Origin of the sequence: Thioclava sp. DLFJ5-1 (assembly GCF_002020115.1) — a bacterium.
Lineage (GTDB): Bacteria > Pseudomonadota > Alphaproteobacteria > Rhodobacterales > Rhodobacteraceae > Thioclava > Thioclava sediminum.
In genome coordinates, this window is record NZ_MPZU01000001.1 from 1,253,486 (window position 1) to 1,267,004 (window position 13,519).

The 13,519-nt window shown below is 65.6% G+C and carries 15 protein-coding genes; 4 read left to right on the forward strand and 11 right to left on the reverse strand.

The window, feature by feature from the left end; all coding sequences use genetic code 11:
* Positions 1-11: 11 nt before the first annotated feature.
* From BMI86_RS05970 to BMI86_RS05980, 3 genes are all read right to left on the reverse strand, one after another.
* On the reverse strand, positions 12-395 hold the full coding sequence (locus BMI86_RS05970) for a DUF1850 domain-containing protein (RefSeq protein WP_078540176.1): 384 nt from the start codon (positions 393-395) through the stop codon (positions 12-14).
* The gene (locus BMI86_RS05975; RefSeq protein WP_108722363.1) at positions 392-2,473 is read right to left on the reverse strand and encodes a TRAP transporter permease; all 2,082 of its coding nucleotides are present in this window, start codon (positions 2,471-2,473) and stop codon (positions 392-394) included. Before BMI86_RS05975 ends, BMI86_RS05970 begins: the two co-directional genes overlap by 4 nt.
* Before the next feature lie 72 nt (positions 2,474-2,545).
* Positions 2,546-3,496: a TAXI family TRAP transporter solute-binding subunit gene (locus tag BMI86_RS05980; RefSeq protein ID WP_078521742.1), complete on the reverse strand. Its 951-nt coding sequence runs from the start codon at positions 3,494-3,496 to the stop codon at positions 2,546-2,548.
* Positions 3,497-3,804: 308 nt separating this feature from the next.
* Here BMI86_RS05980 and BMI86_RS05985 point away from each other — a divergent pair, with 308 nt between their 5' ends.
* Positions 3,805-4,839, forward strand: a complete 1,035-nt coding sequence (locus BMI86_RS05985) for an AbrB family transcriptional regulator (protein ID WP_246831639.1) — start codon at positions 3,805-3,807, stop codon at positions 4,837-4,839.
* Positions 4,840-4,847: 8 nt separating this feature from the next.
* Here BMI86_RS05985 and BMI86_RS05990 read toward each other — a convergent pair whose 3' ends face one another.
* The 4 genes from BMI86_RS05990 to tnpA form a co-directional block, all read right to left on the reverse strand.
* Positions 4,848-5,483 carry a hypothetical protein gene (locus tag BMI86_RS05990; RefSeq protein WP_246831640.1) on the reverse strand — a complete coding sequence of 212 codons (636 nt, stop codon included), beginning with the start codon at positions 5,481-5,483 and terminating at the stop codon, positions 4,848-4,850.
* A gap of 52 nt (positions 5,484-5,535) precedes the next feature.
* Complete coding sequence (locus tag BMI86_RS05995; protein ID WP_078521743.1) at positions 5,536-5,670, reverse strand: aa3-type cytochrome c oxidase subunit IV; 135 nt, start codon at positions 5,668-5,670, stop codon at positions 5,536-5,538.
* A 61-nt stretch (positions 5,671-5,731) separates the two neighbouring features.
* The gene (locus BMI86_RS21550; protein WP_256376240.1) at positions 5,732-5,854 is read right to left on the reverse strand and encodes a hypothetical protein; all 123 of its coding nucleotides are present in this window, start codon (positions 5,852-5,854) and stop codon (positions 5,732-5,734) included.
* A gap of 67 nt (positions 5,855-5,921) precedes the next feature.
* Complete coding sequence (tnpA, locus tag BMI86_RS06000) at positions 5,922-6,323, reverse strand: IS200/IS605 family transposase (RefSeq protein ID WP_078522116.1); 402 nt, start codon at positions 6,321-6,323, stop codon at positions 5,922-5,924.
* A 36-nt stretch (positions 6,324-6,359) separates the two neighbouring features.
* Here tnpA and BMI86_RS06005 point away from each other — a divergent pair, with 36 nt between their 5' ends.
* The gene (locus BMI86_RS06005) at positions 6,360-7,637 is read left to right on the forward strand and encodes an RNA-guided endonuclease TnpB family protein (RefSeq protein ID WP_078521744.1); all 1,278 of its coding nucleotides are present in this window, start codon (positions 6,360-6,362) and stop codon (positions 7,635-7,637) included.
* Between the two features lie 24 nt (positions 7,638-7,661).
* Here the strand turns inward: BMI86_RS06005 and BMI86_RS06010 are convergent, their stop codons facing one another.
* Genes BMI86_RS06010 through BMI86_RS06020 form a run of 3 tightly spaced genes read right to left on the reverse strand, consistent with a single transcriptional unit; the run spans position 7,662 to position 10,773 of the window.
* Positions 7,662-8,036 (reverse strand): hypothetical protein, encoded by a 375-nt coding sequence (locus BMI86_RS06010; RefSeq protein WP_078521745.1) that lies wholly within the window; start codon positions 8,034-8,036, stop codon positions 7,662-7,664.
* Positions 8,033-9,085, reverse strand: coding sequence for an MBL fold metallo-hydrolase (locus BMI86_RS06015; RefSeq protein ID WP_246831641.1), 1,053 nt, complete (start codon positions 9,083-9,085; stop codon positions 8,033-8,035). The genes BMI86_RS06010 and BMI86_RS06015 overlap by 4 nt, the downstream gene beginning before the upstream one ends.
* On the reverse strand, positions 9,082-10,773 hold the full coding sequence (locus tag BMI86_RS06020; protein WP_078540177.1) for an acyl-CoA dehydrogenase: 1,692 nt from the start codon (positions 10,771-10,773) through the stop codon (positions 9,082-9,084). Before BMI86_RS06020 ends, BMI86_RS06015 begins: the two co-directional genes overlap by 4 nt.
* Positions 10,774-10,887: 114 nt before the next feature.
* Here BMI86_RS06020 and BMI86_RS06025 point away from each other — a divergent pair, with 114 nt between their 5' ends.
* Positions 10,888-11,850, forward strand: a complete 963-nt coding sequence (locus BMI86_RS06025) for an L-threonylcarbamoyladenylate synthase (RefSeq protein ID WP_078540178.1) — start codon at positions 10,888-10,890, stop codon at positions 11,848-11,850.
* 75 nt (positions 11,851-11,925) lie between these two features.
* On the opposite strand, the gene BMI86_RS06030 is transcribed toward BMI86_RS06025, so the two are convergent.
* Complete coding sequence (locus BMI86_RS06030) at positions 11,926-12,486, reverse strand: YqgE/AlgH family protein (protein ID WP_078521749.1); 561 nt, start codon at positions 12,484-12,486, stop codon at positions 11,926-11,928.
* A gap of 173 nt (positions 12,487-12,659) precedes the next feature.
* Between BMI86_RS06030 and BMI86_RS06035 the strand changes: the two genes are divergently transcribed.
* On the forward strand, positions 12,660-13,517 hold the full coding sequence (locus BMI86_RS06035) for a protein-disulfide reductase DsbD domain-containing protein (RefSeq protein ID WP_078540179.1): 858 nt from the start codon (positions 12,660-12,662) through the stop codon (positions 13,515-13,517).
* Positions 13,518-13,519 lie beyond the last annotated feature (2 nt).

Sequence of the window (13,519 nt, forward strand, 5' to 3'; positions counted from 1 at the left end):
CTCGATCGCTCTTAGCCGTCGCCCGGCTCGGCGGGGCAAGGCGCGATCCGGATCGGTGCCTCGCGCACGGCTCCGATCACCTGACAATCGACCGAGCACAAAGTCCAGCCCGAGACCGTCGCCCCCGAGGCTGCCAGTTCCAGATCGGGCACTTCGGGGCCGGTCGTGCTCCAGACCCACCAGCCATCCTCGAAATGACCGCCCGGGCCCGGCTCCATCCCCGCGCCCGATCCTTTCACTGCCGCGCCGACGAGGCGCAGCGTGTCGTGGTCGGTCACCTGCCAATGTTCGCGCCAGCCCTCTTTCTCGACCGAATGGGTCCATTCCAGCGAAAACTGGCCCGAGGGCGCCAGCGCGATCATCGCAGCCCCGACCATGAGGCAGGTCGCGCTCATGCCGCCGCCCGCGTGCGGCGCAACCAGAGGGTCGCGCCAAAGCCCGCGACCAGCGCGAAGCCGATCTCATCGGTCAGCGGCAGCGCCGCGATCAGGGTAAAGCCCGCGACCATGGCGAGTGCCCGCTCCCAAAGCGCCAGCGGACGGCCCAGCCAACCGATCACCGCGACACCCCAAAGCGCGAGCGCCAGCAGCGCCTTGATGATGACATAGGCGACCGCGGGCCAGTAGCCGATCTCGGCGGCGAGCGGGCCGCCATCCTGCAGCATCAGCGCGGGCGTATAGACCGCCATGAAGGGCACGACGAAGCCTGCGGCGGCGACCTTGATCGCCTCGAAGCTGATACGCAGCCCGCTTTCCTTCGCGATTGGCGCAGCGGCAAAACAGGCAAGCGCGACGGGTGGTGTGAGATCCGCGAGAATGCCGAAATAGAAGACGAACATGTGGCTCACGATCAGCGGCACGCCGAGGTCCAGAAGCGCCGGGCCCGCGATCGAGGAGGTGATGATGTAGTTCGGGATTGTCGGGATCCCCATGCCGAGCACGATACAGGTGATCATCGTCAGGATCAGCGACAGGAACAGGCTCGACTTGCCGACGCCCACGATGAACTGGCCGAATGTCGTGGCAGCCCCCGTCAGCGTCATCACCCCGATGATCACGCCGACCAGCGCGCAGGCAATCCCCACGGGCAGTGCGGTGCGCGCGCCATCGGCAAGGCTGTCGCGGCAGATCGCCAGCGTCTCGCGCCCGCCCTTGTTGAAGGCGTTGATCGCGACCAGCACCGCCACCGCGCCCAGCACCGCCCAGATGCCGATCTCGAAGAAGGCGGCTGCGACCAGCGCGATCACGACCCAGAAGATCATCCGCAGCACCTGGTTCGGCAGGCCCAGCGCGACCGAGCCGCCGAGGATCAGCAGACCCGTCAACGACAGACCCACCGTGCCCGCGAACAGCGGCGTGTAGCCCGAGAACAGCAGGTAGACGAGCACCGCGAGCGGCAACAGCAGATACCAGCCCTCTTTCAGCGCCTTGCGCGGGCTAGGCAGTTCGGATTTGGCAAGACCGCGCAGATCGCGCTTGCCAGCCTCGAGATGCACCATCCAGAAGGCGCCCGCGAAATAGAGGATCGCCGGGATCAGCGCGGCTTTCACCACCTCGACATAATCGACGCCCAGCGTCTCGGCCATGATGAAGGCGACCGCCCCCATCACCGGCGGCATGATCTGCCCGCCCATCGACGAGGTCGCCTCGACGCCGCCCGCGAAGGCCGGGCGATAGCCGAAGCGCTTCATCAGAGGGATGGTGAATTGCCCGGTGGTGACGACATTCGCCACGCCGGACCCCGAGATCGTGCCCATCAGACCCGAGGACAGCACCGAGACTTTCGCGGCACCGCCCATCTTGTGGCCGACCATGCCAAGCGAGACGTCGGTGAAGAGTTTGATCATCCCGGCTTTCTCAAGGAACGAGCCGAAGAGGATGAAGAGGAAGATATAGGTCGCTGAGACATAGGTCGGGATGCCGTAAATCCCTTCGGTGCCGAAGCTCATCTGCTCGATCACCTGCTCGAACGCGTAGCCGCGATGGTTGAGCGGCGAGGGCAGATATTGCCCGAACATCGCATAGGCGAAGAACGTGCCCGCGATGATCGGCAGCGCTGGCCCCATCAGCATCCAGGCAGCGGTGAAGACGGTGATCAGAAGCACCACGCCGACCACGAGATCGAGCGTGTTCGGATCGCCTGCGCGCAACAGGAGCGGCGTGTATTCGATCCATTGATAGGCGGCGACGGCCACGCCACCGGCGGCGAGCAGGTAGGCGACGGAACGCCCGAGCGGGCCATAGCCCTTGGCAAGCGAGAGGAGCGGGAAGCCAAGCGCCAGCAGGAAGCCCACATGGACCGCCCGCGCGATCTGGCTCGAGGGGTTGATCACATGCGCGGCGAAGGCGATCTGCCAGACCGAGAAGGCCACCGCGAGCCAGAACAGCACGCGCCCCTCGCGGCTATGCGGGAACCCGTCTGCCAGCGGGTCATGCACCACGGCATCGACCGCCGCTTCCTTATCCATATCCATCACTCTCTCCTCCCTCGAAAGGCGAGGGCGACCCGCCCGAGCGCGCCGCCCTGCCCATGTGTCTGCGCGGCGTTACTTCAGGATACCGATTTCCTTGTAGTAACGCTCGGCGCCCGGATGCAGCGGGATCGGAAGACCCTGCACCGCCGCCTCGGCCGAGATCCCATTGGCCGCCGAATGCGCCGCCTTGAGCGTGTCGAGATGTTCGAAGAGCTGCTTGGTCATCTGGTAGGCTTCCTCGTCGGACACGCCTTCACGGGTCACGAGGATATTCGTGATCGCCACGGTCGGCACATCCGCGTCCTGGCCCGGATAGGTGCCCGCCGGGATCACGCCCGCCTTGTAGGGCGCGCCCAGTTTCTCGGCGATATCGGCCGGGATCGCGACGAAGGTCACGTCCTGCGTGGTCGAGAGGTCCTTCAGCGCCGCGTTGCCGAGGCCCGAGGACTGGAAGGTCGCGTCGAGCTGGCGGTTCTTCATCAGTTCGACCGATTCCGAGAACGGCAGATACTCGACCTTGCCCAGATCGTCATAGCTCATGCCCGCCGCGTCGAAGATCTTGCGCGCGTTCAGTTCGGTGCCCGATTTCGCGGCGCCGACAGAGAGACTCTTGCCCTTGAGATCGGTGATCGTGGTGGCACCCGCATCCTTGAGGGCCGCGACCTGAATGAAGTTCGGGTAGATCGCCGCGATGGCGCGCAGCTTGCCCAGCGGCGCCTTGAAGCCTGCCTCGGGGTTACCCTCCCAGGCGTCCTTCACCGAATCCCCCAGCGCAAAGGCCAGCTCGCCCCGGCCCTGCTGGAGCAGGTTGAGGTTCTCGACCGAGGCCTTGGTCGACTGCACCTGCACGCGCGCGTCAGGCATCGTCTCGCCATAGACTTCCGACAGCGCCACGCCGAGCGGATAGTAGACGCCCGAGGTGCCCCCGGTGAGAATGTTGATGAAGTTCTCGGCCTTCGCGACGGGCGCGCTCAGCGCCACGGCCCCGGCGATCAGCGCGCCGAGCTTGATGTTCTGGAACATCCTTTCCTCCCATATGACATTGCCCGCATTGAAAGCGGGACTGGCTCTAGGGTGCCCGGTTTCGCGCAGGGATCAATTCAACTCACACCGCTGCGACAAGAAAGCTGGCAGATCTCTGCGCGGGCTCTGGCGGGGTTCTGCCACGAGCGCCGCGCAAAGCCGATATGCCGGGCAATTTCCGCCCCTATTTCGCTGGGCGCTTGACGCGCATCGCCCTATCTGCTCGGAAATACCTGATTTTCGTCTTCAAAGTCCCCATGCGCTCTTTGCCTCCCTTCCGATACGCCCCCGACCACTGGCCCCCTGCATTGCGCTGGGCGGTCCTCCTCGCGGGCTCTGCGCTTCTGGCCTTCGCTCTGAGTCTCGCGCATCTCGCGGCGGCGCTTCTTCTGGGGCCGATGGCGGTCGCGATCGCGCTTGCCGCGAGCGGCGGGGCGGTGCGGCTGCCGCCTTTGGGCTTCATCGCGGCGCAGGGTGTCGTGGGCGTGATGATCGCCTCGAAGCTTCCCGCCTCGATCCTGCCCGAGATCGCCCGCGACTGGCCGATCTTCCTTGCCGGAACGCTCTCCACCGTGCTGGGGGCGAGCGCGCTCGGCTGGGTGATGGCGCGGGCGGGCGGCTTGCCGGGCACGACGGCGATCTGGGGCTCCTCCCCCGGAGCCGCGACCGCGATGACGCTGATGTCGGACGATTACGGCGCTGACATGCGGCTCGTCGCCGTCATGCAATATACCCGCGTCGCCTGCTGTGCGATCGCCGCCACCGCTGTCGTGCAGATTTTCGGCGTGGCGCAGGCTAGGGAAGTCGGCGCGGCACTCGCCGAGCAAGGCCCGATGGACGTCCTCGCCGCGGTCGAGACGCTCGCGCTCGGGATCGGGGCTGCCTTTCTGGGCGTGCGGCTGCGCATTCCGGGTGGCGGCCTGCTGCTGCCGATGGCCTTCGGACTGATCGCAAGCGCCTCCGGCTTGCTGACGATCACGCTACCCCAGACCGTGCTCGCGATCAGCTATGCGGTGGTCGGCTGGGGGATCGGGATGCGCTTCACACGCGCCGTGCTGCGCCATGCCGCACGGCTGCTGCCGCGCATCCTCGGCTCGATCATCGCATTGATCGCCCTCTGCGCGGCCTTCGCGATGGGATTGGTCTATTTCGCCGGGATCGAGCCTGTGACCGCCTATCTCGCCACCAGCCCGGGCGGCGCGGATTCGGTGGCGATCATCGCGGCGGGCACACAGGTAGATGTGCCCTTCGTCATGGCGATGCAGATCGGCCGCTTCCTGCTGGTGCTGATCGCAGGTCCCGCACTCGCCCGCGCATTGTCACGCAGGCGAGGCGATGTCTGAAGGCACGTTCAGTTTCTGAACTGGGTGTCGCCGTGATTGTAGGGCTGCTGCTGGATCATCAGCACGCCCGAATTGTCATCGGGATCGTTGTCGTAGTGATCCTTCTCGGTCACGCCCGGCAACTGCCCGAACGCCTTCGACAGTTTCAGCGGCGAGAAGGTGAAGGGCACCTTGTCGTGCAGCCACGGCATGTCGCGCAGCGCGCTCGACACCGAATCCGCGCACATCATCTTGTTGACCGAGCCGTTGCGCTCCACGCGGGCCATCAACTGATCGGCCTGCGCCATCGTGATCGGAAGCTTCTGGGCGCGCACATACCAGCTCTCGCGGGCATGGTAGTCGATGTAGAATTTCCGCATCTTCTCGGTAATGCCGAAATGCACATCGTGGCGCTCGGGCGCCCAGGGATGATTCCAGGTGCCTGCCGGATCGAAGATGATCCGCTCACGCCCGTTGATCAGCAGCGCCGAATGCCCGCCCGAGCCGGTATTGGTCGAGATCACGGTATAAAGCGTGACCGAAGGCGGTTCGTCGGAAACATAGCGATATTTGGCGACCTCGGCATCCGAGGCATAGATGTTATCCGCCCCGCAGCCAGCCAGAAGAAGCGGCAGCATCAGGCAGACAAGAAGCACGCGCATCATCTGCCCGATCTCCCGTTCCCAAGCATGTCTTTTTCAGCCGCCGCCGGTCGCGTCAGCCGCCTACGAGAGCGAGAAACACCAGAAAGCAGATGATCACAATCACCGAAATCGTGACGAAGCGAACAAAACCGCTGAATGTTCTCTCCTGGTCACGAATGTCCATATTGCCCGGTTTATACTCGGCCATTGCGCGTTCTCCCTTTTGCGCTGTCTCCCAGAGGGAAAACTAGCCGAGCCGCGACAAGCTGTCACGCCTCGTCTTGAGGGTTCGCGCTGTCAGATGCATTTTCTTCTTCCAGCGCGCGGGCGAGCCGGAAGCCGATACGGCGCGCCGCTTCGTCCGCGACCGGTTTCGGCTGCGCGATCAGCATCACGTTGAGCTGGTTCGCCCAATGCCCGGGAACCCCGTCCTTTAGGGCGGGGAGGGATAAGGCAGTTTTATGCCGTCGGCGCTCTCTGTTTCCGCACATAGTCGCGGATGACATCGAGGGGCGGCCCGCCGCAGCTGGCGGCAAAGTAACTCGGCGACCAAAGGCCCTTCGGGCTGCGGCGCCGCAAATCTTCACGGTCGCGCAGCAATAGCCGCGACCCGACCCCTTTCAATGAGTTGACAAGCTTCGCAACCGGCACTGTTGCTGGATACTCCAGCAACAGATGCATGTGATCGTCCTCGCCATCGCATTCAACCACAGTGGCGCCGAAGCCTGCGGCGACTTTCTCGAAGGCACCTTTAAGACGCTGATGAGCATCAGCGTCAAGAAGACCACGCCGGGACTTGGTTACAAAGACCAAGTGGACATGGAGGTCGCTAACAACTTGTCTTCCCGATCTATATTCCATATTGAGAACCCTAAGACCAAATGTTATAATTTGACTATGCAGACGATCCGTGGCCATGTCTACCGGCTCAAGCCGACGCCGGAGCAGGAAGTCCTGCTCGCGCAGACGGCTGGCGTCACGCGCCTAGTCTACAATCTGGCGCTAGAGCAGCGGCGAACATGGGGCGGCCGGCCTTTTGCCGGCGGCGATCCAAGGAATTTCGGTGCTAAAGGTCTTTCGCGCGAGCTTTCAGAGCTTCGTAGCGACTTCGACTGGATCCGTGCCATCAGCCAGACTGCGCAGAACCAGGCCCTGATCGATCTCGATCGAGCCTATGCGAATTTTTTCGAGGGGCGGGCCGGATATCCGCGCCCGCGCAAGCGGGGCGCGGCGGACAGTTTCCGCCATGTTGGCCGCGAGATCGCGCTGCGAAAATTGAACGCAAAATGGTCAGAGGTCCGCATCCCGAAGATCGGCTGGATCCGCTATCGCGACACCCGTCCGCTGCGCGCCCGGGCCGATGGCACGGTCGAGATCCGCAACGCGACGCTCCGGCGCCGCCCCGACGGCGGCTGGGAGATCTCGATCGCAACCCGCTGCGAGATTGAAGAGCGGCTGGTTCCGGCCGCCGCCGTGGGCATCGATCGCGGCGTGGCCGTGCCCTACGCGCTTTCGACCGGGGAGATGGTCCATCTTCCGAAGACGGTGAAGCGGCGCCGGGCCGCGATCCGCCGCGCCCAGAAGACGCTGTCGCGCCGCAAGCGGGGATCGGCCCGTTATGCGCGGGCGCGCCGCCGCCTGGCCACCCTGCGGGCGCGGGACGCCCGGGTCCGGGCCCACCTGGCCCATGTGCTGTCGCGCCGATTGGCGCGGGATCATGGGCTGGTGGCGATCGAGGATCTCAAGATCGGCGCCATGACCCGCTCTGCGCGCGGCACGGCGGAGGCGCCGGGGCGTAACGTGGCGCAAAAAGCCGGGCTGAACCGGGAGATTCTGAACGTCGGCTGGCATGCGCTGGAGCGCATGCTCGGCTACAAGCTCGAGGAAACGGGAGGGATCCTGATCAAGGTCCCGGCCGCTTACACCAGCCAGACCTGCGCCGTATGCGGCCATGTGGATGCGAGGAGCCGCGAGAGCCAAGCTCTCTTCGCATGCACCGCCTGCGGCGCGCAAACCAATGCCGATATCAACGCGGCGAAGAATATCCTGGCCCGGGCTCTCGCCCGGGACGAGGATCAGCGGGGGAACGCTCCGTTGCTGGACGTGGAGGCTCAGGCATCAGCCGCCCATGAAGCGTCAACTCATCTCGGCCCGGAGCGGTTCGATGCCGCATAGGGCCGAAGTGGAAATCCCCGCCCTTCAGGGAGGGGAAGATGTTAAATGCTGGATGAGCTGCGTGCGCGCGCCGTATTCGTCGGTGCCGTCGAAAGTGAGGATGTCGGGGTCGAAAAAGCCGATCCCCTCGATCTGCAGGACGCCCGCCTCGCCGCCGGTGAGGCCAAGCACGACCTCCTCGTCTTCCTGCAACTGCTCTTCGAAGTTCTGGATATAGAGCAGAACCCGCTCATAGGCCCATTGCGCCGGGCTCTTATCCTCGGGCCGTCCGCGCGCCAACTCGGGCGGAAGCGGTTTGACCTCGGCGGTCTTCGGCGCGTTCTCCGAGGTATGCACCACTTTCGCATTCGGAAGGGCGGCTTCCTCATGGGCTTCGGCGGTGGTGCGTATCTCGGTCATGTCAGGCTCCAGAGCCAGGCGCCGTCCTCTCGCAAGGTGCGGCTCACCTCCCCTTTGTGCCAAAGATGGTTGAGATGCGCCATCGCTTCGACCATCGCGAGCCCGTGGGTGCTCTCGTCGATCTGGCGTTTGAACAGCGGCGGGAAGCACTCGCAGGCGGTGCGCGGGGTGTCGAGATGCTTGCGCAGACGTTTCAGCGCGCCCTCGTGGTTCTCGATCATCTGGCGCAGCCGCAGCGGCAACCCGGTGAAGGGCAGCTTGTGGCCGGGCAGCACGAGGTGACGATCCTCCGCGATCTCGGTAAAGCGCGCGCAGGAGGTCAGCCAGTCGGCCAGCGGATCGGCCTCGGGTTCGGTCGCATAGACGCCCAGATTGGCCGAGATCGACGGCAGAAGCTGATCGCCGCCCAGAACCAGATCGTCGTCCAAGCTCCACAGCGTCGCGTGTTCGGGCGCGTGCCCGTCACCCATCTTCACCGCCCAACGCCGCCCGCCGAGGGTGATTTCGTCGCCCTCCACGATCCGGGTGAAGCCAAGCGGCAGCGCATGGACGCAATCGGCGAAGTTGAAGGGCCGCTCGTTGGCGCGCTTGTCCAGAAGCGCCGGGTCCATCCCGGCGCGCCGGTAGTAATCAAGCGTCTCGGACACGGGCCGGTCCTGCGGGTCGAGTTGCAGCATCCGCGCGAACAGCCACGAGGTGCGGGTCGTGATCAGCTCGGCCCCCTGCTCCTGCAGCCAGCCCGCCAGCCCGATGTGATCGGGGTGGTAATGCGTCACAAGAACCTTGGTGACCGGCTTGCCACCCAGCGGCCCATCCATCGCCGCCTGCAGCGCCGTCCGGCATTTGCGCGTGTCGATCCCGGGATCGACCAGCGCCCAGCCATCGCCCTCATCGAGCGCGAAGCAATTGACGTGGTCGAGTGCCATCGGCAGCGGCAGGCGCACCCACATCACCCCAGGCGCAACCTCGATTGCCCCGCCCGGCTCGGGCGGTTCCCCCCAAGGATAGCGGATGCCATTCATCGACACGCGGGCGTCCTCGCCCCTCATGCCTCGAGGTCTTCGACGCTGAGCGCGTAAAGCCCTTCCGCCCCTTCCTTCGCCTCGGCCAGCGAGGCCGAATAGGCGGGCATCAGGCGACGAATATAGACGGCAGCCAGGTGGCCACGCGCGGAATCACGCCCCTCGGCCATCGCGGCGCGCAGGTGGTAATAGCCGCCCAGAACCCGTGCGAAGGCGTCGAGATAGGGCACGGCCCCCGCGAAGCGGTCCTGCATGCCTTGGCTGACCATCCATTCGGTGTGCTCGCGCAGTTCCTCGGCCGCCTGCCAGACGTCTTCGGCCAGCACCGGGAAATCGCCCCGCGCGCCCTGCGCCTCGTCCTCGATCTCCTGCAGCAGACGGAAAGCGGCCTTGCCCTCGTCCATCATCTTGCGGCCCACAAGGTCCATCGCCTGAATGCCGTTGGTGCCCTCGTAGATCGTGGTGATCCGCACATCGCGGAGATATTGCGCTGCACCGGTCTCTTCGATGAAGCCCATGCCGCCATGCACCTGCACGCCGGTCGACGCCACGCGGATGCCCATATCGGTGCCGTAAGCCTTCGCGATCGGCGTCAGCAGCGCCGCGCGGGCCTGCCAATTCGCATCACCCGTCGCACGCCCCATGTCGATCGCGACGCCACAGGCCAGCGCGATCGAACGTGCCGCGAAAATCTCGGCCTTCATGCCCGCCAGCATCCGGCGCACATCGGCATGCTCCACGATCGGCGCAAACTGCACCCGGTCCTTCGCATAGGCCAGCGCCTGCTGATAGGCGGCCTCGGCCACGCCGATACCTTGCGCACCCACGTTCAGACGCGCGTTGTTCATCATCGTGAACATCGCGGCCATGCCCTTGTTCTCTTCGCCGACGAGCCAGCCAGTCGCGCCCTCATAGCTCATCACGCAGGTGGGCGAGCCGTGGATGCCCAGCTTGTGCTCCAGCGAGACCACTTTGAGCGAGTTGGCGACGCCCGGCTTGCCGTCGGCATCCGGGATCAGCTTCGGCACCATGAAGAGGCTGATGCCCTTCGTGCCGGGGGCCGCATCGGGAAGACGCGCCAACACCAGATGGCAGGTGTTCTCGACGCAGTCATTGTCGCCCCAGGTGATGAAAATCTTCTGCCCCGAGATCGCATAGGTGCCATCATCATTGGGCACCGCCTTGGTCTTCAGCGCGCCCACATCGGAGCCCGCCCCCGGCTCGGTCAGGTTCATCGTGCCCGACCATTCGCCCGAGATCAGCTTGGGCAGATAGAGCGCCTTGATCTCGTCGGAGGCGTGATGCTCCAGCGCCTCGATCTGGCCCTGCGTCAGCAGCGGGTTGAGTTGCAGCGACAGGTTCGCGCCCGAGAGCATGTCGTTGAAGCCGACGTTCAGCGCCTGCGGCAGGCCCATCCCGCCATGCTCCGGGTCCGCCGCGATGCCGATCCAGCCGCCCTCGGCCAGCGCCGCGAAGGCCTCCTTGAAGCCGGCGGGCGAGCGCACCACCCCGTTCTCCAGTTTCGCGGGCGTCAGATCGCCGTCGCGATTGGTCGGCGCGATCACCTCGTCGCAGAGCTTGCCGCCTTCGGTGAGGATCGCTTCGACCATATCGGGGGTCGCCTCGGCAAACATCTCGGTAGCCGCGACCGGTGCGAGCGGCACGACGTGGTCGAGAATGAAGCGAATATCGGTGACGGGGGAACGGTAAGTCATGGGTCTCCTCCGGGCAGCTTGGCAATTGCCGCGCGCGCGTCTATGTCCTGTCGGGTTGCCGATACCCTACCGCAAGGGCAGCCCCCTTCAACTCCAACGCTGCGTCACGACTGCATGAGCCAAGACACGAAACTCCTTTCCGCCGATGCCGAGGGCTATGCGCAGGCAGCCGCCTTGCTGCGCGCGGGCGAACTGGTCGCGATGCCGACCGAGACGGTCTACGGGCTTGCAGGCGATGCGCGCAACGACCGCGCGGTGGCGGCGATCTTCGCGGCGAAGGGGCGTCCGAAGTTCAATCCGCTGATCGTGCATCTGCCGTCGATCGAGGCTGCGGAAGAGATCGCCGTGGTCTCCGACGCCGCCCGCCAGATCGCCGCGCGCTACTGGCCGGGACCGCTGACGCTGGTCCTGCCGCTGCGCCCCGAGGCCGGGCTCTCCGATCTTGTGACGGCCGGACATGACACGGTCGCGATCCGCCTGCCCGCGCATCCGGTCGCCCGCGCGCTGCTGATGGAATTCGGTGGGCCGCTGGCCGCGCCCTCGGCCAACCCATCAGGCAAGATCAGCCCGACCACGGCGCAGCATGTGATGGACGGGCTTAGCGGTAAGATCGCGGCGGTGATCGATGGCGGCCCCTGCGAGGTCGGGGTGGAATCCACCATTCTTGCGCTCGACCCGCCCGCATTGCTGCGCCCCGGCGGAGTCGCTGCCGAAGAGATCGAGACGCTGATCGGCCAGCCACTGCCCACCGGCGGCGACGCGGCCAAGCCCAACGCGCCGGGGCAGCTCAAATCGCATTATGCGCCGGGCGCCGCCGTGCTGCTGGATGTGACCGCCCCGCACCCGGATGCGGTCTGGATCGGCTTCGGCGGCGATTGCCCGACCGCCGATCTGAACCTCTCGCCCTCGGGCGATCTAACCGAGGCGGCGGCGAACCTCTTCGCGATGCTGCGCAAGGGCGACGCGCTCGCCCGGACGCGCGGCCTCACCACGCTCGCCTTCGCCCCGATCCCGGAAACCGGCCTCGGCCGCGCGATCAACGACCGCCTGCGCCGCGCGGCAGCTCCGCGCGACTGATCGCCTCTTCGTGTTGGTTTAAATATCCCGGGGGGCGCGAAAGCGCGGGGGCAACGCCCCCTCCCCGTTCACCCCTTACGCATGCCCCGCCGCAGCCGAAAGCGTTCGCGGGTCGATCCCCATGCCTTCGAGCGCGCGCACCCATTTCGTCTCATGCTCGGCATCGAGCGCGAGGTCGGCGTCGCTGTCGGCAGTGAGCCAGCCATTGTCGAGGATTTCCTCCTCCAGCTGACCCGGCCCCCAGCCCGCATAGCCCAGCGCCATCAGCGCCTGGTTCGGGCCACGCCCCATCGCGATATCTTCGAGAATGTCGCGCGTGCCAGTCATCCGCAGCCGGTCGGTGACTTCCATCTGACCCTCGCCGGTCGTCCAGTCCGGCGAATGCAGCACGAAGCCGCGCCCGGTTTCGACCGGACCGCCAAAGAGGATCGGCTGATCGAAGCGGATATCCGCACCGGGCCGTTCGATATCGAGGCTTTCGAGAAGGTCCGAGAAGGCGGGCGTCGGCAAGGGTTTGTTGATGATCAGGCCCATCGCACCCTCATCAGAATGGGCGCAGACGGCGATCACCGAATGCTCGAATCGCGGATCGCCCATACCGGGCATCGCGATCAGAAACTTGCCTGTCAGGTCCATCTCGCTCCCCTTCGCAGTTGCATCCCATCTCTATTCAAGGTGGCGCGAGGGGCGCGTCTATTCAAGCCAGACGCAGGAATTGTTTCGCATTGCCGCGCGCCGGGACAAAATGTTGCACGCTTCTGTCGCGTTTGTGACTTCTGAACGTGCAGGGAAGCGACTAGGTAAAACATATGACACGTTTGTTACCAGTCATGGGGATCCTGCTTGGCTGCTGCCCGCTCGGCGTGGCGGCCCAGGAAGCTGTCGCGCAGATCGCAGCGCAAGAGCAGGTCACGCCGCAAGACGCGTCGATGCCCGCACTGCCGACGCCCCCGGGGTTGGAGCAGGCGCAGCTGCGCGCAGGCGGAAAAGGCGCCAACGGCACCCGCATGGCGGCGCTGGAGATTGCGCTCGCGCCCGGCTGGAAAACCTATTGGCGCTCGCCGGGCGATGCGGGCATCCCGCCGCAGATTCAGTTCACTGGATCAAGCAACCTCGCCTCGGCCGTGGTCCACTGGCCCGCGCCGGAAGTCTTCCTGTCCTCCGGCATGCGCACCGTCGGCTATCACGACGGCGTCGTGCTGCCGATCTCGGTGACGCCGAAGGATCCGGGCAAGCCGGTGCAGTTGAAAGCCGATGTGATGATCGGGATCTGCGACAATATCTGCGTGCCGGTCAGCCTGCATCTGCAGACCGAGGTCACCGGAGACGGCACGCCCGATGCGAAAATTCAGGCGGCGCTCGCCCGCGAGCCGCGCAAGATCGACCCGCAGACGCGCTGCGAGACGGAGCCGATGAAGGATGGAGTCCGACTGACGGCGCGGGTCGATTTGCCGCCCGCGATCGGCACGGAAAACGCGCTTCTGGAACTCGCCTCGCGCCCGGTCTGGGTGTCCGAGGCCGACAGTCACCGCGAAGGCGATACCCTCGTGACCAGCGCCGACTTCGTGCCGCCGGACGCGAAGCCCTTCGACCTCGACCCCAGCGATCTGCGCATCACCGTGCTCTCGGATCGCGGCGCGGTCGAGATCATGGGCTGCACCGAGTAATC